The sequence below is a fragment of the Blautia faecis genome (assembly GCF_020554845.1).
Classification (GTDB): Bacteria; Bacillota; Clostridia; order Lachnospirales; family Lachnospiraceae; genus Blautia_A; species Blautia_A faecis.
Genome location: NZ_JAJCIA010000013.1, coordinates 1 through 23,596, shown reverse-complemented (window position 1 = coordinate 23,596; position 23,596 = coordinate 1). Strand labels below are relative to the sequence as shown.

The 23,596-nt window shown below is 40.8% G+C and carries 24 protein-coding genes and 2 pseudogenes; 15 read left to right on the top strand and 11 right to left on the bottom strand.

The annotated features are described in order from the left end of the window. The first annotated feature begins 143 nt into the window (after nucleotides 1-143). From LIZ66_RS08260 to LIZ66_RS08240, 5 genes are read left to right on the top strand one after another with little or no spacing between them, the layout of a single operon-like run. Complete coding sequence (locus tag LIZ66_RS08260) at nucleotides 144-1,577, top strand: phospholipase D family protein (RefSeq protein ID WP_227200717.1); 1,434 nt, start codon at nucleotides 144-146, stop codon at nucleotides 1,575-1,577. Beyond that, a complete protein-coding gene (locus LIZ66_RS08255) occupies nucleotides 1,556-2,266 on the top strand; it encodes a response regulator transcription factor (protein WP_227200718.1) in 711 nt (236 codons plus the stop codon). The genes LIZ66_RS08260 and LIZ66_RS08255 overlap by 22 nt, the downstream gene beginning before the upstream one ends. Beyond that, nucleotides 2,266-3,309 (top strand): HAMP domain-containing sensor histidine kinase, encoded by a 1,044-nt coding sequence (locus LIZ66_RS08250; protein ID WP_227200719.1) that lies wholly within the window; start codon nucleotides 2,266-2,268, stop codon nucleotides 3,307-3,309. The genes LIZ66_RS08255 and LIZ66_RS08250 overlap by 1 nt, the downstream gene beginning before the upstream one ends. Nucleotides 3,310-3,342: 33 nt before the next feature. Beyond that, complete coding sequence (locus LIZ66_RS08245) at nucleotides 3,343-4,407, top strand: FUSC family protein (protein WP_227200720.1); 1,065 nt, start codon at nucleotides 3,343-3,345, stop codon at nucleotides 4,405-4,407. After that, the gene (locus LIZ66_RS08240) at nucleotides 4,397-4,969 is read left to right on the top strand and encodes a CDP-alcohol phosphatidyltransferase family protein (protein ID WP_055057096.1); all 573 of its coding nucleotides are present in this window, start codon (nucleotides 4,397-4,399) and stop codon (nucleotides 4,967-4,969) included. Before LIZ66_RS08245 ends, LIZ66_RS08240 begins: the two co-directional genes overlap by 11 nt. A gap of 177 nt (nucleotides 4,970-5,146) precedes the next feature. On the opposite strand, the gene LIZ66_RS08235 is transcribed toward LIZ66_RS08240, so the two are convergent. Beyond that, nucleotides 5,147-5,320: a hypothetical protein gene (locus tag LIZ66_RS08235; protein ID WP_226815871.1), complete on the bottom strand. Its 174-nt coding sequence runs from the start codon at nucleotides 5,318-5,320 to the stop codon at nucleotides 5,147-5,149. Beyond that, entirely contained in the window at nucleotides 5,313-6,020 is a 708-nt protein-coding gene (locus tag LIZ66_RS08230) for a S24 family peptidase (RefSeq protein WP_158583620.1), read from the bottom strand. The genes LIZ66_RS08235 and LIZ66_RS08230 overlap by 8 nt, the downstream gene beginning before the upstream one ends. 813 nt (nucleotides 6,021-6,833) lie before the next feature. Between LIZ66_RS08230 and ltrA the strand changes: the two genes are divergently transcribed. The 4 genes from ltrA to LIZ66_RS08210 all read left to right on the top strand — a co-directional run bounded on the left by ltrA (nucleotide 6,834) and on the right by LIZ66_RS08210 (nucleotide 10,686). Further along, nucleotides 6,834-8,303 carry a group II intron reverse transcriptase/maturase gene (gene ltrA / locus LIZ66_RS08225; RefSeq protein WP_117579884.1) on the top strand — a complete coding sequence of 490 codons (1,470 nt, stop codon included), beginning with the start codon at nucleotides 6,834-6,836 and terminating at the stop codon, nucleotides 8,301-8,303. Nucleotides 8,304-8,431: 128 nt separating this feature from the next. Beyond that, nucleotides 8,432-9,634, top strand: coding sequence for a DNA polymerase Y family protein (locus tag LIZ66_RS08220; protein WP_308768400.1), 1,203 nt, complete (start codon nucleotides 8,432-8,434; stop codon nucleotides 9,632-9,634). Nucleotides 9,635-9,639: 5 nt separating this feature from the next. Next, entirely contained in the window at nucleotides 9,640-9,885 is a 246-nt protein-coding gene (locus LIZ66_RS08215) for a hypothetical protein (RefSeq protein ID WP_226837814.1), read from the top strand. A gap of 237 nt (nucleotides 9,886-10,122) precedes the next feature. Then, entirely contained in the window at nucleotides 10,123-10,686 is a 564-nt protein-coding gene (locus tag LIZ66_RS08210; RefSeq protein ID WP_227200721.1) for a hypothetical protein, read from the top strand. Nucleotides 10,687-10,760: 74 nt separating this feature from the next. Here the strand turns inward: LIZ66_RS08210 and LIZ66_RS08205 are convergent, their stop codons facing one another. The 8 genes and pseudogenes from LIZ66_RS08205 to LIZ66_RS08170 form a co-directional block, all read right to left on the bottom strand. Continuing rightward, entirely contained in the window at nucleotides 10,761-10,970 is a 210-nt protein-coding gene (locus LIZ66_RS08205; protein WP_227200722.1) for a DUF6219 family protein, read from the bottom strand. A 132-nt stretch (nucleotides 10,971-11,102) separates the two neighbouring features. Continuing rightward, nucleotides 11,103-11,363: pseudogene (locus LIZ66_RS08200) on the bottom strand (MmcQ/YjbR family DNA-binding protein); the annotation flags it as partial. Between the two features lie 33 nt (nucleotides 11,364-11,396). After that, nucleotides 11,397-12,266, bottom strand: a pseudogene (locus LIZ66_RS19205) (radical SAM protein). A gap of 79 nt (nucleotides 12,267-12,345) precedes the next feature. Next, the gene (locus LIZ66_RS08190; RefSeq protein WP_005924656.1) at nucleotides 12,346-12,816 is read right to left on the bottom strand and encodes a GNAT family N-acetyltransferase; all 471 of its coding nucleotides are present in this window, start codon (nucleotides 12,814-12,816) and stop codon (nucleotides 12,346-12,348) included. Continuing rightward, entirely contained in the window at nucleotides 12,816-14,291 is a 1,476-nt protein-coding gene (locus tag LIZ66_RS08185) for an amino acid adenylation domain-containing protein (RefSeq protein ID WP_118512127.1), read from the bottom strand. Before LIZ66_RS08185 ends, LIZ66_RS08190 begins: the two co-directional genes overlap by 1 nt. A 20-nt stretch (nucleotides 14,292-14,311) precedes the next feature. Further along, complete coding sequence (locus tag LIZ66_RS08180; protein WP_118338790.1) at nucleotides 14,312-14,986, bottom strand: alpha/beta hydrolase; 675 nt, start codon at nucleotides 14,984-14,986, stop codon at nucleotides 14,312-14,314. A gap of 375 nt (nucleotides 14,987-15,361) precedes the next feature. Continuing rightward, nucleotides 15,362-15,565: a hypothetical protein gene (locus LIZ66_RS08175; RefSeq protein ID WP_118512131.1), complete on the bottom strand. Its 204-nt coding sequence runs from the start codon at nucleotides 15,563-15,565 to the stop codon at nucleotides 15,362-15,364. Between the two features lie 26 nt (nucleotides 15,566-15,591). After that, nucleotides 15,592-16,311 (bottom strand): hypothetical protein, encoded by a 720-nt coding sequence (locus tag LIZ66_RS08170; RefSeq protein WP_148463132.1) that lies wholly within the window; start codon nucleotides 16,309-16,311, stop codon nucleotides 15,592-15,594. A 138-nt stretch (nucleotides 16,312-16,449) separates the two neighbouring features. Between LIZ66_RS08170 and LIZ66_RS08165 the strand changes: the two genes are divergently transcribed. From LIZ66_RS08165 to LIZ66_RS08140, 6 genes are all read left to right on the top strand, one after another. Continuing rightward, the gene (locus LIZ66_RS08165) at nucleotides 16,450-16,614 is read left to right on the top strand and encodes a type II toxin-antitoxin system antitoxin (RefSeq protein WP_118062271.1); all 165 of its coding nucleotides are present in this window, start codon (nucleotides 16,450-16,452) and stop codon (nucleotides 16,612-16,614) included. A 395-nt stretch (nucleotides 16,615-17,009) separates the two neighbouring features. Continuing rightward, the gene (locus tag LIZ66_RS08160; protein WP_148463131.1) at nucleotides 17,010-17,486 is read left to right on the top strand and encodes a sigma-70 family RNA polymerase sigma factor; all 477 of its coding nucleotides are present in this window, start codon (nucleotides 17,010-17,012) and stop codon (nucleotides 17,484-17,486) included. A gap of 82 nt (nucleotides 17,487-17,568) precedes the next feature. Continuing rightward, entirely contained in the window at nucleotides 17,569-17,757 is a 189-nt protein-coding gene (locus tag LIZ66_RS08155) for a helix-turn-helix domain-containing protein (protein WP_055057014.1), read from the top strand. Nucleotides 17,758-17,886: 129 nt separating this feature from the next. Further along, entirely contained in the window at nucleotides 17,887-18,726 is an 840-nt protein-coding gene (locus LIZ66_RS08150) for a helix-turn-helix domain-containing protein (protein WP_173716689.1), read from the top strand. Nucleotide 18,727: 1 nt separating this feature from the next. After that, the gene (locus LIZ66_RS08145) at nucleotides 18,728-20,128 is read left to right on the top strand and encodes a site-specific integrase (protein WP_148463130.1); all 1,401 of its coding nucleotides are present in this window, start codon (nucleotides 18,728-18,730) and stop codon (nucleotides 20,126-20,128) included. Nucleotides 20,129-20,961: 833 nt separating this feature from the next. Then, nucleotides 20,962-22,608 carry an N-6 DNA methylase gene (locus LIZ66_RS08140; RefSeq protein WP_330663582.1) on the top strand — a complete coding sequence of 549 codons (1,647 nt, stop codon included), beginning with the start codon at nucleotides 20,962-20,964 and terminating at the stop codon, nucleotides 22,606-22,608. Here the strand turns inward: LIZ66_RS08140 and LIZ66_RS08135 are convergent. After that, entirely contained in the window at nucleotides 22,552-23,310 is a 759-nt protein-coding gene (locus LIZ66_RS08135; RefSeq protein WP_148463801.1) for a hypothetical protein, read from the bottom strand. The genes LIZ66_RS08140 and LIZ66_RS08135 overlap by 57 nt on opposite strands. Nucleotides 23,311-23,596 lie beyond the last annotated feature (286 nt).

Here is a 23,596-nt window from a genome sequence, read left to right as displayed (position 1 = left end):
GAAAGGCCGTTTTTGCTATATCTAACAGTCTGTTGTACAAAGAAGATTTTGCATGGATGAAAAAAACAAACCTTGTTGAGGTTAAATTGAGATTGACTTTGTATTGTATAAGTATGAAATAAAAAGGAATCAGGTGATGTACAATGAAAAAGCATAAAATATGTAAAATCCTTCTTGTTATACTGGCAATTTTTTTATGTGTGGCTTTTTATGAATTGCTCGGAATCTGCGTTGCATATAAAAAGCAGCCGGAAGTGTCCAATACAACCAAAAAAGAAACAAAAAATGAGTCATGGAACGAATGCAGTGAAAATACAGAACGGGCAGTAATCATAGAAAAGAATCCAGAAGCGCTTTTACAAAGAGTGCGTTTGATCAAGAATGCAAAAAAGGAAATTATTCTTTCTACTTTTGCATTTCAATCCGATGAAAGTGGAAAATTGATTTTAGGAGCACTGCATGATGCGGCAGACAGAGGGGTACATATTCGTCTGTTAGTAGATGGAATGGAGAGCTGGATTGATATGGAAGGAAATCCGTATTTCTATGGATTATCTTCCCATGAGAATGTTGAAATTAAACTGTATAATAAGGCCAATCCGTTGAAACCGTGGAAAATGATGGGTAGAATGCATGATAAATATTTGATTGCAGATGGAAAGAGATATATTCTTGGGGGAAGAAATACATACAATTATTTCCTGGGTGATTTTCCGGGACATAAGAACTATGACAGAGACGTGTTAGTGGTTTGCGATGAACCTGAGAAAGAAAATTCAGTTAACCAGTTGTCAGAGTATTTTGAAACCATATGGAATCAGGAAGACAGTGGTTATTTTCATAACAATAAAAAACTGGCAAATAGAAAATCTGTAAAGAACGCAGTTTTAGAGCTGCAGAACAGCTATCAGAAATATTTTGAAGAGAATAAGGAAAGAATCTGCGAGACCGATTATACGGACGAAACTTTTGAGACAGAAAAGATTACATTAGTGTCAAATCCTATTCACACAGGTTCCAAAGAACCAGTAGTGTGGTATCAGTTGGGAGAATTGATGAAAAATGCAAAAAATCGTGTGAAGATCCACACGCCATATATTATCTGCAATGATATGATGTATAATACATGGGAGGAGATTGCAGAGAACGTTTCAGATTTTTCTATCATGACAAATTCAGTTGCGAATAATGGGAATCCATTTGGGGCTGCCGATTATGCGAAAAACAGAAATAGAATATTAAGTACAGGAATTAATATCTGGGAATATGAAGGCGGTTATTCATACCACGGAAAAAGTATTCTGATTGACGATGATCTGTCTGTAATCGGTTCCTTTAATATGGACATGAGAAGTGCATATCTGGATACGGAACTGATGCTTGTAATTCGCAGTAAAGATATTAATAAACAGTTGGAAGAGGGCATGATGGAATATGAAAAAGTGTCCCGCCAGATATTAGAAGGCGGAACTTATAATGATCCATATCATGTAGAGCCAATCGAATTAACAAAGAAACGTCAGAGAAAAATATTTTTGGTACAGCATCTGCTTGGATGGGCAAGGTATCTGTTTTAATAAGGAGGAAGGAAAACGTGTTTCAAATATTGATTGTAGAAGATGATAAAGAATTAAGCCAGCTATTCCAAAAAGTGCTTGAGAAGAATGGATATCAAGTCAAAAGTGCATCGGATGGAGCACAGGCATTAGAAGTATTGGATAAGGCATATATTGATCTGATCATTTCTGATATTATGATGCCGGTTATGGATGGCTATGAACTGGTGTCAGAACTCCGTTCAGCAGGATATCAGATACCAGTGCTTATGATCACTGCGAAAGGTTCCTTTGATGATATGCGCCAGGGATTTCTTTCGGGAAGTGACGATTATATGGTAAAACCGGTAAATGTGAATGAAATGGTTTTAAGAGTCGGAGCATTGCTTCGCCGTGCACAGATACTGAATGAACACAAAATTGTGATCGGTTCAACAGAGTTTGATTATGATGCAATGACGGTTACAACTGATAAGGAAAGTCTTGTTTTGCCTAAAAAAGAATTCCTGCTTTTATATAAGCTTGCAGCTTCGCCAGGCAGAACATTTACAAAACAACAGTTGATGGATGAAGTATGGGGATACGAGACGGAGGCAGACCCACATACGATAGAGGTACATATAGGAAGAATCAGAGAGCGTTTTAAAGATAACCCTGATTTTGAAATCGTAACAATGCGTGGAATTGGATACAAGGTGGTGAAAAAATAATGGAACAAAAGAAAGAAAAAGGATTGCGGATCCGATCCTGTCTGACTGGTGCAATCTGGCTGGCACTTGTATTTTCAACAGTCATATCTGCTTTATTATTTGCTTTTTTGAATCATTTTTTTAATCTGCCGGGCAGCATACCTGTGCTTGGCTGGCTTTTGATTTTCAATACATTGATTGCAGGGCTGATCACTTCCTTTATCAATGCAAAGTTACTGGAACCAATTACTAGGCTTAGTAAAGCAATGAAGGAAGTTTCTCAGGGAGATTTTGAACAGCATTTGGAAACGAACAGCCGTATAGCAGAAGTTGGAGAATCTTATCAAAGTTTTAACGTTATGACAAAAGAACTTCGTGCAACAGAGGTGCTGCAGATGGATTTTGTATCTAATGTTTCTCATGAGTTTAAGACCCCGATTAATGCCATTGAAGGATATACAATGCTGCTTCAGGGAGAAGAACTGTCTTCGGATCAAGAGGAATATGTAGAAAAAATCTTATTTAACACCCAAAGGCTTTCCGGATTGGTTGGTAATATTTTGCTGTTATCCAAGTTAGAGAATCAGAATATACCAATGAAAAAAACAGAATATCGTCTGGATGAACAGATCCGCCAGGCATTTCTTTCATTGGAAACAAAATGGACAGAAAAAGAAATTGGTTTTCAGGTAGAATTGGAGGAAGTTAAATATACTGGGAATGAAGGACTTTTTATGCATATCTGGATAAATCTTTTAGATAATGCGATTAAGTTCAGCCCTTCAAAGGGGACAATTACGATGTTTCTGAAACAAGAACAGGATTCTGTTAAGTTCATTCTGGAAGATGAAGGACCAGGAATAGAGGATGATGTAAAAACCAGAATATTTGACAAGTTCTATCAGGTAGATGGATCTCATAAAGCAGAAGGAAATGGCCTAGGTCTTGCACTTGTAAAACGGATTGTAGATAGTGCCGGAGGAACAATCAAAGCAGAAAACCGTGAATATGGTGGATGCAGATTTGTTATAGAGCTGCCAAAGCAGAAAGATGAGATTATATAGTTTTAAGATAAATTAGAAGATGGGAGGATTTATATGACATTTTATCAGGAGTTGCAGTTAAATCAGGCAGGTTCTAAAAACCTGTTGAAAAAGAGTGAAACACTAAAAGAAAAATTATATCATATGTGGGTATATCTGGTGAAGATAGCTCTTACATTGGCATTTTGTTTTTTCTTTGTTAGTATTTTCAGCATCCTATTTGGAAATGAGAACAGCATTGTAGGTGTAGTAGTCTTATTATGTCTCATGGTGTTTAGAAATGCGGATCTGGGGATCCACACCGGACAATCTACGATGCTTTTGGCTTTGTTCTTTGTAATTATGACTGTATGTCCGCATTTAGCAAATCAGTTTTCACCGGTATTGGGAATGCTGTTAAATATTGCGGCACTGGCTGTGTTGATTCTGTTCGGATGCCATAATCCATTCATGTTTAATCAATCTACATTGGTTCTTGGGTATCTGCTGCTATATGGTTATGATGTTACGGGAAAAAGCTATCAGATGCGATTAGTCGGGATGGCTTTAGGTGCAGCACTTACCTGCTTCGTATTTTATCGAAATCATAAAAACAGAACTTATAAAAGAAATCTGAAAGATCTGATACAAGAATTTGATATCACTTCTTCCAGAACAAAATGGCAGATATGTCAGATTTTATGCGTACCGATTGTCCTTTGCATTGCAGAACTTTGTAATATGCCACGTGCAATGTGGGCTGGTATTGCGGCCATGTCCGCGATTTTGCCGTTTATGGAAGATATGCACTACAGAGTCCGTAAAAGGATTGTCGGAAATATTGCAGGTGTTATATGTTTTACAGTATTATATTTTCTGCTTCCTTCGTCAATCTATACATATATAGGAATTCTTGGTGGAATCGGTGTAGGATTTTCAGCACAATATGGCTGGCAGGCAGTATTTAACACATTTGGTGCTTTAGCCATTGCTGCAGAGACTTATGGACTACAAGGAGCGGTTAGTCTTAGAGTGATTCAAAATGTTTTTGGTGTTGTGTTTGCTTTAGCATTTTGTGTTATATTTTATTGGTTTATGTCTAAAAAAAAGGAAAGTGAGGTGACCGTACATGCAGAGTGAAGTGAATCAGGAAGAAAATTTGAATAGAATTATTACGGTTCCTAATCTTCTTTCTTTTTTTCGGCTTTGTCTGATTCCGGTAATTATATGGAGTTATTGTGTAAAGAAAAATCCTCTGTTAGCTGGTGAAATCTTATTGCTGTCTGGTCTTACGGATCTTGCTGATGGATATATCGCAAGAAGATTCCATAGGATTAGTAATTTAGGAAAAATACTTGATCCGGTGGCTGATAAGCTGACACAGGCAGCGATGTTAATCTGTCTGTTTACTCGTTTTCCGCATGTGCTTCTTTTAATCGTAATAATGGCAGGTAAGGAGCTGTATATGGTAGTCAGTGGATGTCTTGTGATACGAAAGACAGGAAAAGTACATGGTGCAGACTGGCATGGAAAGATAGTAACCTTTTTATTATATGGAACTGCAGCGGTGCATATTATATGGTTCCACATTACACCGATGGTATCAGATCTGTTGATTGGTTTGTGCGCTATAATGATGGTCATATCGGTCGCTCTGTATATTATCCAGAATACCAGGACTCTTAAGGAAGAGACTGTATAAGCAATTTTATATTGCAATGACTAGAAAAATATTTAGGAGAAGATAGATATAAACAGTAAGTCAAACACACAAACTATGGAGTCTTTAGTCGGTTTAATAAAATTTTAGATAGAAAATAAATCATTATAAAAAGATCCTGTTCATACTATGATATATAGAACAGGATCTTTATTTACTTTATTTCGCCAGGAAATTGCTCTGAATCTCCATCGGCATATGATAAGCCTGGCCTCGTTTTGTCAGGCTGTATAATTTAAAGCTCATTAGTTCCGGAGTCGCATTCAATGAACTGCAGAGTCCGAAATAATCCAGGTCCTCGTTCTGAACCATCAGCCTTTTAAAATTAGCCAACTACTTTTCCAAAAGTTTTTAAGATGGATCCGGAAGTGACTTGGATAGGGGCATATTTTTTATTTAGAGAAATAAGCTGAATACCGGAATCGGATTGATGATATTTCTTTACATAAGCATCACCATCAAGGAAGAAGACACCGATTTCTCCTTCTTCAAGTGTTTCTTGTTTATGAATCCAGATGATCTGTCCATCCAGATAGAGAGGCTCCATGCTGTCACCACATACCCGGACACCGAAGTCAGCACTGGAAGATACTTCATCACCAACTTCAATTTCGGAAAAACGGTCGGAATCAAGGAATTGTCCTGTTCCAGCTGAAACCGGGAGATCATAGAGACTGAGAGTTCTTCGTGGAAATTGATAAATGATTGGTTCTTCTCGAATGTATTCCCCACTTTTCATTAATAGGTTCATGTAGTCAAGAACTTTGGCTTGTCCTTCGTCATTTAATTTGGAGAAAAGTTTCTCATCCGTTCCAATCTGGAATGTTCTATTTATATCGGAAATCTCAAGAATCTCACAGAGGGCAAAAAATTGTAAAACATTTGGCAGGTTTACATTTTTTTCCCATTTACTGATAGAATGAGCTTTTACATCTAAGCCTCTTTCACACAGAAGAGCTGCCAGTTGTGGTTGAGACAGTTTTCGGTCTTTTCTTTTATTAGCAATAATGGATCCAAAATCTTTCTTTATCATCATACACCTCCATATGCAGGTATTTATTCCCTATATATACTATAACCCATAACAGATAAAAAATCAACAATAATAGCGTTAAAATCCATAAAAATGACATATTTGCCACTTTATAAAGATTTAAAAGCGATATATAATGCCTATATAGAAAAGAACACACGTTCTAAAAAGGAAAGGTGAAAATGTGGAAAGAGTAATATTGCACAGTGATGCCAATTGTTTTGTGTGACTTGAAAGTCACTACATTTATTGTCTTACCGTAAGGTGTAAGACCTGCTGTTCCGTCAGTTGAGTCTAATATCTACAAAGTAGCGGGTAACTGCTATGAGGAAACGAGATATGAAAAATCATCTTTACAGAGATGTAGAACTGATTCCGTGAGGATAAGAACAAGTAAGAGCAACACTGACTTGAGATGATGACTGGGATAGAATGGCTAAGATATCTGAATCACTGGTAAATGCCGTTATGCGCGAACAGGCCAAAGGTTGCTGGGCCTGGCCCAAAATGGGAATGCGGTTTGGTTGGGGGTTGAAACAGCCACCACACGGACTATAGAACCGTCGGCAGAAAGGTGGAGCCTAATCTACCAGCATAAATGTAGTGGAACAAGGTAAGCCCGTATATCTCCATAAAGATACGGAAAGTAACCCGTAAGGGAAACCGATAGATGTGCGGGTAAGGAGGACGGAGAAAGCGAATGCCTTCTTGTAATGAGAAGGATAGAGAATATACTCACCCGAAAGGGGGCAGACTTCCGTCTGGTCTTATGTTGCAAGAGAATTAGCAGAATTTCTGAAAGGAGAAATGCAAATGTACGAGAAATCGTGTGCATCTTCAAATCACATTAAGAGCTGGAAGGATATTGATTTTGGAACAGCTGAATATGAGGTTAAGAAACTGCAGATGCGTATTGCAAAGGCTGTAAAGGAGAACAGAGTAGGAAAAATCAAATCCTTACAATGGACTCTGACTCATTCGTTTTATGCAAAAGCAATTGCTGTAAAAAGAGTAACAGAAAACAAGGGTAAAAGAACACCTGGAGTAGATGGCGTGTGTTGGATAAGTAATGAGGACAAATTTAACGCCATATTCACACTTCAGAGAAGAGGATACCAACCTCAACCGCTCAGACGAATCTACATTCCAAAGAAAAATGGAAAAAAGAGACCACTGAGTATTCCTACAATGAAAGATAGGGCAATGCAAACATTACACAAAATGGCACTGGAACCAGTCACAGAAACTCTGGCAGACGGCACTTCATACGGATTCAGACCCAACAGATGTGTTCAAGACGCTATAGAGCAATGTTTTGTCGACTTGGCTCGAAAAACAGCACCAGAATGGGTGTTGGAAGGTGACATAAAAGGATGTTTCGATAACATAAATCATGAATGGATGCAAAAGAATATCCCTATGGACAAAGAAATTTTGCACAAATTTCTTAAAGCTGGATTTGTGGAAAAGGGAAAACTCAATGCTACTGACCAAGGAACACCACAGGGAGGTACTATTTCACCGACGCTGTGTAATTATGTATTGGACGGATTAGAAAGATTATTGAAGAATAAGTTCAAACGGTATTGGTCGAAAGGTAGACAGATAAATCCAAAAGTAAATCTGGTGCGCTATGCAGATGATTTCATTATTACAGGAGCATCAGAGGAACTATTAAGAAACGAGGTACTACCTTTAGTAAAAGAGTTCATGCATGAAAGAGGATTAGAATTATCGGATGAAAAGACAGTTATTACGAACATACACGATGGATTTGACTTTTTGGGTTGTAATATTCGTAAATATGGGGATAAATTACTTACCAAACCATCAAAACAGAATGTTAAATCAATTATGCGTAAAATTCGTGGAACAATTAAGAAGTTCCGAACGGGCAAGCAATCCGATCTGATCAAATGCCTGAATCCTATTATCAGAGGATGGGTGAACTTTCAGAAGTATAACGTATCTTCGGTTGCATTTAGATATGTGGACTGGCAGACATTCAAGGCGCTATGGAGATGGTGCCGACGTAGACATAAAAACAAACCAGCCGCATGGATAAGAGATAAATATTTCCACAGAATCGGAAACCGTAGCTGGACTTTCTCTGAAAAGCTGACGGAGGATAATTATCTCGCATTAGTATATGCAACCGACACAAACATTACCCGTTTTACACGTATTAAAGCGGAAGCGAATCCCTACGATGAAATTTGGATGGAATACTTCGCTGAACGCAAAAATAAATCCTACAGCAATTTCAAATTTGTATACGAATGATATACAACCGGCTTATTGTGGCAGCAATAGGCTTTATAAGGCTTGAGCCGTATGATGGGAAACTATCACGTACGGTTCTTAGGGGAGGGAAGGACAGTAATGCTCTTCTCTTACCCGACTATGCTAGTGTGGAAATGCTTTATCATCCAGAATATGTTGGTAAGCCATTAGCTGTAGGAGGAGATTCTGAAGCGAGGCATGGAATTGTATTGACGGCGAATTATATTGCGAAGAGAAGCGGCGTTAAGACTGGCATGGCATTGTGGCAGGCAAAGCAGGTTTGCCCGGATTTGATATTTGTGCCTCCGAGGATGGATTTATATTTGAAATTTTCCTCAATGTTGCGAGAAATATATTCGGAATATACGAATCAAGTTGAACCGTATGGATGTGATGAAGCTTGGCTTGATGTAACTGATAGTTTTTCACTGAAAGGTGACGGAAGAAAAATTGCAGAAGAAATTAACAGAAGGGTAAAGAAAGAACTGGGTATTACGGTAAGCATTGGAATTTCCTGGAATAAAATTTTTGCAAAACTTGGAAGCGATTATAAAAAGCCTGATGGAATTACAGAATTTAATCGGACGAATTATCGTGAACTAATCTGGAAACTTCCGGTATCAGATCTTCTATATGTAGGAAGATCAACGAATAGAACTTTACAGAAATATGGTATTCGCACAATCGGAGAACTGGCAAGAACAGATCCAAGTTTTCTGGAACGGCAGCTTGGGAAAATGGGACTTGTCATTTATTCATTTGCGAATGGCTGGGATGATTCGCCAGTTTCAGTAGAAGGATATCAGGCACCGATAAAGTCTATTGGCAACAGTACAACGACACCCAGAGATCTGGAAAATGAGCAGGATGTACAGATTATTCTGATGGCATTAGCAGAAAGTGTCGCAGCCAGACTACGGAAACATGGTTTTAAATGTAATGTAGTGTCAATTTCGATTCGTGATAATGGGTTATTTCATTTCACCAGGCAGAGAAAGTTGCAGGAGCCGACAGACATTACAGATGAGATAATGAGTGCAGCATACCGGCTTTTTAGAGAGAACTATCATTGGCCTCGTCCAATCAGAAGTCTTGGAATCCGTGCAGATGATCTGGTTATGGGGCAGGTTCCGGTGCAGTTAGATTTATTTATGAATGAGCAGCGCCGGGAAAAACAGGAGAAGTTAGACAGGGCAGTAGATGATATCAGGCGACGGTTTGGATATCACAGTGTCCAGAGAGCATTTATGTATCAGGATAAAATATTATCCAGCCTGGATGCACAGGGATCCCACATCGTTCATCCAGTCGGATATTTCAATGGGAGGTAAGTGCTTTGAATGACAACAAAGTTTATGTAGAAGTCATTGTAAAATTCAGCACAGAAGGCACAATGATGCCAATAGAATTTATTTGGGAAGATGGAACTAAATATGTAATTGATAAAGTAAAATCGAAAGAACGTTGTGCCAGCCGGAAAGCGGGTGGTACAGGAATTATGTATACTGTAATGGTAGATGGTAAGGATTGCCATTTATATTATGAATTTGATAAATGGTTTATGGAGCGCAAGAGTGCGTAAAGATTTAAGAAAGAAAATGGGATCTGCGGAAGAGCTGACCTTTCCCTTTTGCTCTTTTCAGATTGACATATAAGGGCATTACATCTATGTTCATGAAACAATATACCCACTATATTGTCTATGCAGATGTGGCTCTGCTCAAGAATAATTCTTATTGAGCTTCCGTCAAAATCACAGGGATGGGAGTGTAGAACGTCAGAGAAAGACGATTCAATACGAAAAAAGGAGATTTTGATAATGACAGAGAGAGATTATGCGATTAGATCGTTTAAGGAAATTACATTAAATGCAGCACAACATACAGAAGAGAGAATGGATCTGTACTATGAAAAGATTAAAGCACTGATGAACAATTATCAGGATTTGATTTTGGAAAATCAGATGGTTTTGGATGAATTAGAGCAAGAGTGTCAGGAAAAGATCAATGAGAATATGGCCTATGCCCTTCAGTATATGGATGCCTATGATTACCGCATGAATTTAGGAAAACTGAAAAAAGAAGTAAACAATATCATTCTAATCTATGGACTTTGTGATATGGTCAACCGGGCAATGACACTGGTAAAATATTTTACACCGAATTTTGGAACCGAATATTATGATGTGCTTTATAGCTGCTTCTGCAGGCACAGAAAAATGGTGGACATGGAAATTATGCTTGAACTGGGGATGAGCCGGGCAAGTTTTTACCGGAAGAAAAAAGTAGTTCTCCGGTATCTGGGATATTATTTTTTTGAAATCGTAGTGCCACAATCTGCAAACAAACGATATAAGCCGTCTTTTCCAGAAACGGAAGAGTAGATCTGAAAGAGCCTGATGGAATCTCCCCTTTCCATCAGGCTCGTATATAATGGAATACTCCCCTATTCCCCTTATTATTCCGCAGCTTCTTCAGCTACGATTTCTTTCGTTTTTCCGGATTTGCCAGAAATCATTTTATGACCTGAGTAAATGGCCATAGCCATACAGATTAGTGAACTGAATGCAAAATATTTATGAGCTGATTTCATATCCTTATAGCCAGTGTAGCAAGTTCCGATCATGGAAACCAGCGCACCGATGGACCAGTATTTATGTGCTTTCATTTGAACCTCCTGAGCTTTTTTATATCATACATCTTTTTAAGAAATATGCAAACTGGAATTTATCAGTATCTCTTTTTGCATGTTTTGGGTATCGTTGCTTCATAACTCATATCAAGCAACATTTTGATTTTGTCATCTGATACGCTGCACATCCAGTGCAACAGTAATCCAGCTATCCTTGCTCATGTGATACGCCGGGAAGAAGCCGGGTTCCTCTCGTAGTGTGCCAATCAGAATTGGGTCACATTTGAAATCGACCACTTCCAGCATTTCTTCGCCTTGCAGCCCCAGCTTGTTCTTTGGTACATCCATAATCAGAGCAAACCACTTCCGATTATTACAATGCCGGAACACCTCATAATTCGGATATTTGAGCCACGGATAATCTGTCTCGGCGTTATATGTCTGATTCTAATTCTGCGCGTTTCATAACCTCACCTCTACAACTTCTAGCTTTCTGCATGTTACTATATAGTTTTGATTACCTGTTCTTCTGCATTTTGGCCGAGGGATAATCTCTTCGTTGAAAAAATAATTGACCACGATAGGCGGATCGTTGAACGGGCGTTTGATGGAATCATCATCCTGGACATACAGTAGCCCTTCCTCTTGGCAAAACTGCCGCATCTGCGCATCCAGCATTGACCAGTAGCTGTATCGTACAGCGGCAGCAGGTCTGGATGTTTTTCCGTTATATAGTCAAAAATCGTTTTCTTATAACCGCCCCGCAAGTTTAGGTTTTCCAGCCAGACCAAATTACATTGATTCTTCGCCCGGTGGATGATGGAGGGCAGGTCGGTGAGGCCGGGGAAAATCGGCGAGATAAAGCAGGTGGTGCGCACACCAGCATCATGGAATGCTTTCATAGCGGCCAGCCGCCGCCCAATGCTCACTGCATTGTCCATATCAGCGCGAAAATCTTCGTCCAGTGTGTTTGATCGACCAGGATACCCGCGCATTGGGGAATGTTTTAATGAGGTCAAGGTCACGCAGCACCAGGTCAGACTTGGTAGCAATACTGAGGCTACATTCACTGCCCTGCATCTGCTCCAAAATGGCGCGGGTGCGGCAGGCGGTTTCCTCCAGCGGCTGATATGGGTCGGTCACGTAACAGAGAAACAGTTCTTTCCCTGCATACCGCTCCGGGTGTTTGATTTCCGGCCAAAATTTAACGTCTATGAACTCTCCCCAGGGCTCCGGGTGATTGGTAAAACGCTTCATAAAAGATGCGTAGCAATATTTGCAGCCGTGGCCACAGCCCACATAAGGATTGACCGAATAATCACTCACAGGCAAATTGGATTTTGTGAGGACGCTTTTTACTTCAACGTTTCAGATGATTGGCTCCATTGTATGTATGCTCCTTTGATTTTGCTTATTTTTCACGGGACAGTTTCATCATATCCTTCATATCGGCAAAACCGATTGTTTGATACAGCGGCCTGCCTTTGTTTGAGGTTTCAAGATAAATTTTTGAAATATGCCGCTGACGAGCCTGCTCTACAAGCCACCTGACGATTCTGTTCCCTATGCCGTGTCCGCGAAACTGCGGCCGGGTATAAATGTTCATCAGGTAGGCACATTTCCCGTTTAGATTGTCCGGTGAGGGCATCTCATGATAGAGGCATATCCCGCCGCAGCCGACGATTTCCTCCCCTACGTAGGCAAAGCAGGCAATATGTCCGCCCTGCGGCAGTTCTGTTTGATAGTAGCGGCGATTTTCCGATTCCAGCTCTGTTACAGACCGCTCCGAGGGGATGGAGAATACCTCATGCAAGACTTCCATTCGCCATTGCATCAATACATTCAGGTCCTGGATCGTGGCCTGCCGGATCTGAATCTCCATTATAATGCCCCCGCTTTCATTACCACCGGCAGTTTCGACACATCCGGCTTACCGTTGACATTCAAAGGAATCTGCTTCATCTTCACAAAGAACTCTGGGATCATAAAGGAAGTCAAATTTTCAGACAGTTCTTTTTTTACTTCCGAGACTTTCAGCTTATTGTCGGAAGGCACCACATAGGCGGTCATATAGGACAGTCCATCCTCGTCTGTAAAAGCCCGGACAATAGCCTGCTGCACATCCTTGCACCGATAGAGCCGGGACTCCACCTCGGCAAGTTCCACCCGCTTGCCGTAAATCATGATCTGGTCGTCCTTGCGGTGCAGGAATGCAATGTTGCCATCCGGCAGGATATAGCCCAAATCGCCGCTGCGGTACATGGTGCTACCGTCCGGCTGCCGCTCAAAAGCTCTGTTTTCCTCGGCATGGTCGCCAATGTAGCCCAGAGATACACCGCCGCCATAAATGCAAATCTCACCCGTCTGCCCTTTGGCAACCTCGTTGCCAGACTGATCCAGAATCCTGATTTGCGCACCTAGTACAGGATGACCGATGGGATAGGTACCGTCCTCCAGCACAGTTCCACTATTACAACGGTAATAGGAGGCGCAGACCGTTGTCTCGGAGGGGCCGTAGGTGTTGTAAACCTCTGCTTTGTTCAGCAGGTGATCCACATAAACGCCCCGCAACACATCGCCGCCGCTGATAAGCAGCCGCAGAGAGGACGGAATGACAGACAGGTGGTTCATTTCTGCCAGCAGATACGGAAAGCCGCTGATCATAGTCACATGGTGGCGTTCCACAAAAGCCATCAATGCATGGATGTCGGCCTTATCCTCGTCAGCGGGGATGGCCAGAGCGGCACCATTCAGCAGACTGGTGAACACTTCCTCCACAAAGATGTCAAAAGAACAGACGGAATATTGCAGCATGACATCACCGGGGCCGGGATGGAACTCGTTGGCAAAGGCACGGACATAATGGCAAACATTGCGGTTGGTGACACAGACACCTTTGGGCCGCCCGGTGGTACCTGACGTATACAGCACATAGGCGGGGCGTTCCGGGTCTTCGATGGCGTTGCGCTTCCAGGAGGGCGTCTCCACGCCGCAGATCTCACAATCTGTATAGCGGATGGGGAAACTGCTCAGTTTGGGCGCAAAGGCGTGTTCCGTCAGCACAAAATCCACCTGTGCCTCGGTCATCATGTCATGGATGCGCCCGGTGGGAAAATCCGGCTCGGCTGGGACATATCGGCCGCCGCATTTGAGTACCGCCAGAATCGAGGCAATCATCTCGGTTCGGTGACGCATGACGATCCCGATGCTGTGTACTTCCTGCGGAAAGCTGCACGTGATCATATCCACCATGTTGGACAGCTCTCCAAAAGTCATGGCGCGGTCGTTTTCAATGATAGCCGGGGCATTTTCATGTTCTTTAACTACTTTCTGAAAAAGCGAATAAATCGTATCCATCGTTTTATCTCCTTGTCGGTTTATCTATTTAATATCCAGTGAATGCCAGCCGCTGTGCGCTTGTTGCACGCCTGATAGTGGCTGCCACTGTTCAGTACGAAGGTGGTTTCGATGCCTTTCCCGTGGCACAGTGTTTCTATCTCCTGCGTATTCTGCTGCACAACGTTCAAAATCGGATTATCGGTGGAGCTCTCCTTGTCTCCGAGAGAAAAATACAGACAGTCAGGTTTGCGCTTCATCTCATGGGAGCACACATATTCCATGATGCCCTCAAACCAGAAGGAACCTGACATACTCGCTGCGCGGGCAAACACATCCGTTTGGTAGAGAGCGTAGAGGGCGAACAGCCCGGCCAGCGAGTAACCGGCGAGGCCCCGCCAGGCGGGCGCACCGGGAAGGAGCGCTTCCGCTTCCGGCATAATTTCATCCAGAAGCAGTTTCAGGTAATCATCCGCACCCCCGGTGCAGGGCGTATCGTGTTTAGAGATCGGCCCCATATACCACGGTGTCATGTCATGATCCCATTTCAGCTTACTGACCGCCACCAGACAGAAATCTGGGCAGCCGAGCGCCATCAGGTTTTTATACACACTGTTGACGGCATTGGAAAAGGTGTTGAGATAGATAACTGGGCTGCCCGGCTTTGCGCTTGGGTATATGTCCACTCTTTTTTGTTCTATGGTTAAAGAAGTCACCTTGTTGCCTCCTCTCTTGACGATTCATTGTATAAATATTGTACGGTATCCGAAAACGAAAGCAAGTACGCAGAAAGTTCGTACATATATTCATAATTATCCTTATATTCTTTATATTTCATCTCGATTTTTTCATCTCCTAATACGATACATTTAAATTTTCTGTTCCCTATAAAATTAATCTATCGGGCTTTACTAAATCGCCAAACAACGATTTATCTTTGCCTTATGTTATCATAATTCGGTTTAAATTGCTATAAATAGCCTTATCTCAATAATAGAAAATCCCAGAAATCATTAAGATTCCGAGGCCTTATGTTTGAACATATTTACCTTTTAATTTATGTAACAAATAAAATTTTGATTGACCTTTTGTTAATATGAATCAATCATCTGCATTAGCTTCTTATAAAATTCATTTCTATCGTTGTAAATTTTTTCCAATTCTTTTTCTGTAAACAGTGCATAGGCTCTATCAGGAACAGCTGTCAAGCCATCGCAGCTAAATGGTATGCGCCGCCCACCCCTGAAAATGGCTGCTTCCCAGTATTTTTTTCTAAAATATTTAATTATTCCCATATAGTATCACCTCTTTCCCATATTTGTTATATACGTTCTGGCAAGTAAAATACTTCTGTTCTTACTATATTATCATCAAAATCCATTTCTACATAATAGTCTCGGACAAAATATGCTCTCCAGTAATCTTGTAGTGAGTAAATTTCCAATGTCTTGAAATCAACTATGCACAATGGAATAGCTTCTTTATTTTCTCCGTCCGTCTTTCTGTATTCTAATGAAGCTGCAACTTTACTTAGGCAATTCTGGCATAAATGGTTTTCTAGCATGTTAGTATCAATTTCATAATTTTCCGGCAACGTCACATCTATGCTTGCCATACCACGGCTTGGAGTTCCGTCTGAAGAATAAGATATTTCACCTGTATTCCCAGAGAGGAATGAAGTTGAAGTAGCACTTTCTACCTCATTTCCATTTTCATCGTAATTTTTCAGTGGAAAATCAATCACATACCAGTCATTCAGCGAGATCAATCCAATAGTGTCAAAGTTTCTAAAGTAGCTCATCAGGCTTTCTTCCGCATTTCCGCATAGATAACATTCTGATGTGTTTTCCAGGGATGAGCGCAGATCGTCAAAAGTTACATCAATGTCAGCACGGTGTTTAGTAGATACTGGTTGGGAAGATGTCTGCTCATGGGCAGAGGCATAATATGCGATGATTATGGAGATAACAATTATGACTGCCAGTATGGAAAGCCAGAAATAATCTATTCGGATTTGATAATATCGCTTTTCTTTCTTCATATTTTTGATGCTCTCCCCTAATAATAAAATATAGTGTACTTAAAACAAGTTCATTTAAACCATTTTACCATGTTTTGTACTTAAAATGTACTCGTATTATGAACTTATTTTGTACTTATCAAATGGAGAGGAAGCCATATGGAAAAAGATAAACATCTTGGTCTTCGGATTGATTCTGAGACGCACGGAAAACTGAAAAGTCTTGCTGAATTTGAGGGGCGTTCTATCAATGGAGAAGTGCTGTATCTGATTCGTCAGGCGATTGCTCAACATGAGAAAGATCATGGCACATTAAATAAATAGGAAGATCATACATCGGGCTGGTGAGTTCCGGTGTATTTTTATGTCAATTTAAAAAGTATCAAATGATGATACTTTTATAGGAATCAGTGATACTTTACGGCAGGTATTTGAGATACCCCTGATACTTTGAACTGTTATACTGATTATGCTGGAAATAAAAGAACAGCAGGAAAACTTCATATGATTATTAGAAAAGCTCTTTCGGGTTAGCACCCCGGAGGGGCTTTTTTTGTTGCCCTGAAATTTTGATTTCCGGCCAATAAGCCACAGGTCTGCCTGATCTGGTGGCCTGAAAGGAAATCAGTACGCATGATCAGAGGCATCAGAAGGAGCCGGTCCCCTCCGCTCTTGAATTTGGAACACGAAACAGATTTCAAATTCAGGAGGAACGGACGATGTATGTAGAGCATCCATATAAATTCAATGACAAATTTTATGCAAAAGTTGATGGGAAATTTTATGAAATAACCAGAGAGGTAGCCAAGGCAATGCTTTCCGCTTACCGTAATGAAGTTTACAGAAGTAAAAAGTGGCAGCCGGAAGACCCAGAAACCATGACAAGAAAAACAAAGTGGACAGAGCTTCTGGACTGTGTTTTCAGTGAGAATACAGATGGAATCGGAGTGCAGGATTTACCGGATGAGTGCCAGCGGAGCGTAGAAGATCTGGTAATTCTGCAGGCTGAATCTGCAGAATTGCATCAGAATATCGCAAAGCTGTCAGAACATGAACAGTTTATTATCAAGTCCATCTACTTTGATGGTATGAAGCAGGTAGAACTGGCGAAAAAACTGGGAATTTCAAAGGTTAGTATGTCTCAGAAGGTCAGTGCAATCTTAAAGAAAATGCGGAAAATGTATGAAATAGGTTAAAGAGTGAGAACGGAACTCTTAACTTTTTCATGATTTTTGTATTTAGAAATAAAATCAAAACAGATTGAAAGAGAGTGAAAATATGGCAGAAAAAAGATGTTATACGGTGAAGGATTTACAGGAAATGCTGGATGTCAGCAGATCAACGGTCTATAAGCTGTTGAGACAAAATGAGTTCCGCTGGATTCAGTTAGAAGGCGGTGGCTACCGCATTTCCAAGAAGAGTTTTGACGAGTGGTTGGATAAGGGAAATGCTTCTGTGACATCCTAAATTTTTTGCGAATTGTGAGATATGATTTAAGAAAAATAAATGGAAGGAGAGTGAAACAAGGCAGTGATACAAAGAGTTGGATCGTCGGCAAAACCCCGAAAGTGGATGAGTGTCCACGAGATGGGGGATATGCTGGGATTAAAGAAGACGGATCGTTACTGGCTGGTTCATAAAAACTATTTTCGGACAGAAACATTGCTTGGAAAGATGAGGGTTGAAATTGCCAGTTTTGAAAAGTGGTATGCCAATCAGGACTGGTATCATAAAGTCAATGGAGAAGCACCGGGAAAGGAGTTGAGGCTCAGATCTTATTCCCCAAAAGAAATACAGGAAATGCTGGGGACGGACAACGCAACGGTATATGAGATATTGAAGAAAAACAATATTGAGACAGTTACCGTGAATGAAAGAATGCGAGTGCCGACGGATGCCTTCTGGGACTGGTATTACAGCCAGTCCAGATACCGTACACAGGAAGATCGTAAGAAAGATGCAGCTGCAGAGGCAGCCAGTCTCAGTATGCCGGAAATGGCCCGGCTGCTTGACGTTCCAAGAAGTACCGTATATGGAATCCTGAGCAGTAAAAAATATGCCCCATTGCTGGACGTTATTGTAATTGCCGGACGGAGAAGGGTGACAAAGGAGAGCTTTGAGCGATTCTTGCAGGCACAGGATACCTATGAGCTGTTTAATTTTGAATATGAAGAATTGGAGTTGAAAGAAAAACGGGAATATGAGAATTATAAGCGAAGATGCCTTGCAGAAGCAGATCACAGCCAGGAAAAAAAATGTCTGGAGTATCTGACAGTGCCGGAAGCGGCAGAACTGGCAGGAGTTGAGCCTGCAACCATAGCTTATTGGTACACCACAGGAAAAATCTCGGTCAGAAAAACAGGAAAGATTATTCGTATTCCAAGAGAAGCATTTGAACAGTGGTTATTGAAGCGGAAGGAAAAGGGGGTGGTATAGCATGGCTTCGATACAGAAGAAAAATAACAAATATTGTGTCGTATATTACTGTAAAGATACAGATGGAAAGCGGAAACAGAAGTGGGAAACGTATGATACAAAGAACGCAGCTAAAATCAGAAAAGCAGAAATCGAACTGAAAGAGAAAAAAGGCGGTATTATCGTATCGAACTGTAAGACGTTGGAGGATCTGATAAATGAGTATGTAGAACTGTATGGAAAAGACAGGTGGGCATTGTCTACCTATGACGGGAATATGTCATTGCTGAAGAATTATATATTGCCTATCATTGGGAAAACTCCACTGACGGATATCAATACCAGATTCCTGGAGATTTACTATAAGACGCTGACAAAGACGCCATCCGTTCCAGACTTGAACGGAAATGTCAGAAGCGAGTTCGTATCTACCAGTGTAATCCGTGATGTACATAAGCTGCTGAAGAGTTGTTTTAATCAGGCTGTGAAGTGGGACATCATGGAGAAGAATCCAGCATTTAAAGCGACGGTACCAAAGCATAAATCAGAGAAACGGGCAATATGGGATGCAGAGACCTTTGCATATGCTCTGGATGTGTGTGAAAATGAGTGCCTGAAATTGTGTATGAACCTTGCCTTTGCCGGTTCTCTTCGAATAGGAGAACTACTGGGGCTTACCTGGGACTGCGTAGATATATCAGAAGAAGCGATCAAAGAAAACCGGGCGTATCTTTATGTAAATAAGGAAGTACAGAGAGTCAGCAAAAAAGCGTTAGAGGAATTAGACCAGAAAGATGTGATCGTCATATTTCCAGAGGAGCGGAAAACGAATAAGACGGTACGCATTATGAAAACACCAAAAACAGAAAGCAGCGTGCGGAAAGTGTTTTTACCCAGGAGCGTAGCTGAAGAACTGATTGCATGGAAAGCACAGCAGGAGGAGATAAAGGATATTTTGCAGGAAGAATACCAGGACTATGGCCTTATCCTTGCTACTGAATATGGACTTCCAAGGGGCGGTGCGTATATCAGAGATTCCCTGAATAAGCTGATCAAACAACATGATTTACCACAGATTGTGTTTCACAGTTTCCGGCATATGAGTGTTACCTATAAGCTTAAGTTGAACGGCGGTGATATAAAGGCGGTACAGGGAGATTCTGGTCATGCACAGGCAGATATGGTTACAGAAGTGTATTCGCATATCATAGATGAAGACAGACGGCGCAATGCGACACTGTTGGAAGATTCCTTTTATAACAGGAAGAATCTGAATCCGCAGATCCATGATACAGAAAAGAGGACGATGATGGAAGTTCCAGAAGGAGTGGACGCAGAGTTACTTGCAAAAGTTCTCAGCAATCCGGAAATGGCTGTGTTGCTGACATCATTAGCAAAATCAATGCAAGGGGAACATAATTAGGATAAAAGTAGACCGGTGGAGAGCAAAATCTCTGCCGGTTTTATTTATGAGATCAAATCAGAGCATGTGAGAAAAAAGAGGTAAAATAGTGGTCAAAGCATCTTGCGTAAATGGCGGTATCTGATGTATAATTTAGAAGAAATCTGACAAAGAAAATAGTGTATCACACATTTCATTTCCCGCTTTTAAATGGGCAGGATAGTTGGATTTTATGATTTGAAAAATTATAGATGGAGTTGGCGCTTTATATTAGAAGCGTACAATCATTTTCTCAGAAAATGTAAAAATCCGGAATAATTTTCAATGATCTTATATGAACAGAAATAGTCCGGGAAGGCGCTTTTTTACTGGACTTATAAATGAATAGGTTGTCTCTGTTGGACTAGTCTGAACCTGCATAAAAGTTGCTCCTAAGCACTAGATGTGGGTTCGATTCCCGCACGGGACGTCCTATCAAAAGCGGAATGTATTAGAAAAATTTCTAATATAATTTCCGCTTTTTTGTTTTTTCAGAGGGAAAATGGAATGGAATATCAGCTAATACGGAAAGAATCCTATTAGCCGCTGTCTAATAAAACGCATTGCTGGTATAATAGCTGGAAATAAATCGAAATTCTAATAAAAGAGAAAAGCCAGCTGTTTATTTGAGAAAGTGGATGTAAATTCAAGCTCAGATAAGAAAAAAGAGGAAGGGAAATATCCGGCGGTAAGTTATTAGGTGTGAATACAATAAAATCTTTGCTTAGTGAAAACTAAGGTCAACAGTAAGCCTGTTTGGATCAGATTTCAAAAAGAAATCTATCTGGACAGGCTTTTTCTGTTACAGATAAGAAATGGAGGAAAGATATCAGGAAAGAGAAGAGGCACAGCAGTTGGCAGATATGCAGGAGCTTCAGAGCCAGTTACCGGATGTTGAATTGCCAGAAGATGCAGAAACGGAAGAACCATTATTTCCTGATCAGCAGGCAATGACAAACGAATTGCCTGCTCAAGAGGATTCAGAAATATCAGAACCAATACAGGTGGTTAATTTTCACATTACAGACGATGCTCTTGGGCGGGGGACTGCAAAAGAAAAATTCCGTGCAAACATCATGGCTATTCAGTTGCTTAAAAAATGCGAAAGTGAAAACCGTCATGCAACAGCAGAAGAACAGGAGATTTTATCCCGGTATGTTGGTTGGGGCGGATTGTCAGATGCTTTTGACGAAAGCAAGCCTGCCTGGGAAACCGAATATCTGGAACTGAAGACAGTACTAACCCCGGAAGAATATGCCGCCGCAAGAGCATCTACCCTGAATGCCCATTATACACAGCCCATTGTCATTGAGAGTATGTATCAGGCATTGGAAAATATGGGATTTGAAAAGGGAAATATTTTAGAGCCTGCAATGGGAGTTGGAAATTTCTTTGGTATGCTTCCGGAGAAAATGGAAGATTCAAAGTTGTATGGTGTAGAACTGGACAGCATCAGCGGAAGAATCGCCAGTCTGTTATATCCAGATGCAAATATCCAGATAAAAGGCTTTGAGAAGACGGATTATCCGAATGATTTTTTTGATGTAGTAATCGGTAACGTACCGTTTGGAGCTTATAAAGTAAATGACAGACAGTATGAAAAATATAATTTCTTTATCCATGATTACTTCCTCGCAAAATCCATAGATCAACTTCGACCGGGTGGTGTAGCTGCACTGATTACTACAAAAGGAACAATGGACAAAGTATCACCGGAAGTGAGAAGATACCTTGCTGAGCGGGCAGAACTGCTTGGGGCAATCAGACTTCCCAATACCGCATTTTCAGCCAATGCAGGAACAGAAGTAACGGCGGACATCCTGTTTTTTCAGAAGAGAGAAAGTATTTCCCATGAAGAGCCGGAATGGGTTCAGCTTGGTAGTGACGCAAACGGAATAAAGGTAAATCAATATTTTGCAGAGCATCCGGAAATGATTCTTGGAAAAATGGAAGAGGTTTCAGGTCCATATGGTATAGAAACAACCTGTTCACCGATAGAAGAAGCAGATCTGGAAATTCAGCTGTCAGAAGCAATCAAACATATTCAGGGAACTATGACACCTGCACTTGACCGGGAATCGGAACTGGATGAAATGATAGAAAGTATCCCGGCTGATCCGAACGTAAGAAATTACAGCTTTACAGTGGTTGATGATCAGATCTATTATCGGATCAATTCCCTTATGAATCCGGTTAAAATGCCGGCAATGACAGCAGAGCGTGTAAAAGGAATGATTGGTGTCAGAGATACCATAAGAGAATTGATTGCCCTGCAGATGGATGAATATTCCAGTGATGAGGATATTGCTGCTCTTCAGAAACGTTTAAATGAAGTTTATGATGCTTATACGGCAAAGTATGGTGTCATTGGAAGTAATGCCAACAAAAGGGCATTTTCGGACGATTCATCTTACTGTCTGCTGGTTCTCATACCGATAGATCATATTGACAATTTTTTGTAACAAAATTTCTTCCGTATATGGTTCAAAATGGATCTTTTTATTTTCTGCAGAGACACAGGGATAATAAATTCCAATGGCTCCATGATGCGGATTTTCCCCATTACATTTTTTTCTCAGAAGCTTCCCAAGCTCCGGCGTCGTTTCTTTCAATACATGAGCCGTTCCCTGAAGCTGCTCCGAAAGCAGCTCGGCATTCAGAGGGTAACAGCCGTCCCATTTTTTTGTCAGATAGACGATCGGCAGCTGAAAGTGCTCTTTTCCAAGGAGTACCCTTTCTGCCAGTTCTTTTTCTCCGATTCCCAAAGATACGGGCTTCCCTGTAACAGGCAGCCTCCCATCCATTCCAGCGTACCCCTTCCGTATCACCAGTCTGATAAAATATGGGGGAGAAAAACGGTAAAAAAATGAGCTTGTCTGTTCTGTCACTTCCTGATCCAGCCTGACAGAAAGTCTCTTTTCTTCCAGATTCAGGACAAGATCAGACGTCCAGATCATTCCATAACTGTCTGTTTTCTGAAATCTTGCCGCGATTATCCGCTTTTCCGGAAGGTCTTCCACTGCCAGCAGTCTTTGTTCCTCCTGCCAGCGCACTCCCTTCATCCTGTCATGCGGACTTCCCTGATTCCACTCCAAGAGCAGCCGCACAAATTCTTTCTTTGAAAATGTTTCCTTCACCGGAATCATTGCAGAATAAATCTGCATAGAATCCCCCCTTTTTCTACTTTTCCTGCTAAAAATAAATACATAGAAATACCCCTTTCTTAAAAAATGGTGTAACGATTCATTTGAATGTGTGGTATTGTTTGGATTATAAAGATATAAAGATGATATAGATGAATAAAAAAGATAAGTAAAGATTGACTTTGAAATGATAGTCTATATTACCATGTATTGCGAGATTTTGCAAGTATTTAAAATCAAATCCAAATATCTTTATGAACCATTTATGATAATGTCCTAATATACCACAAAGGAAAATGTCCCAATG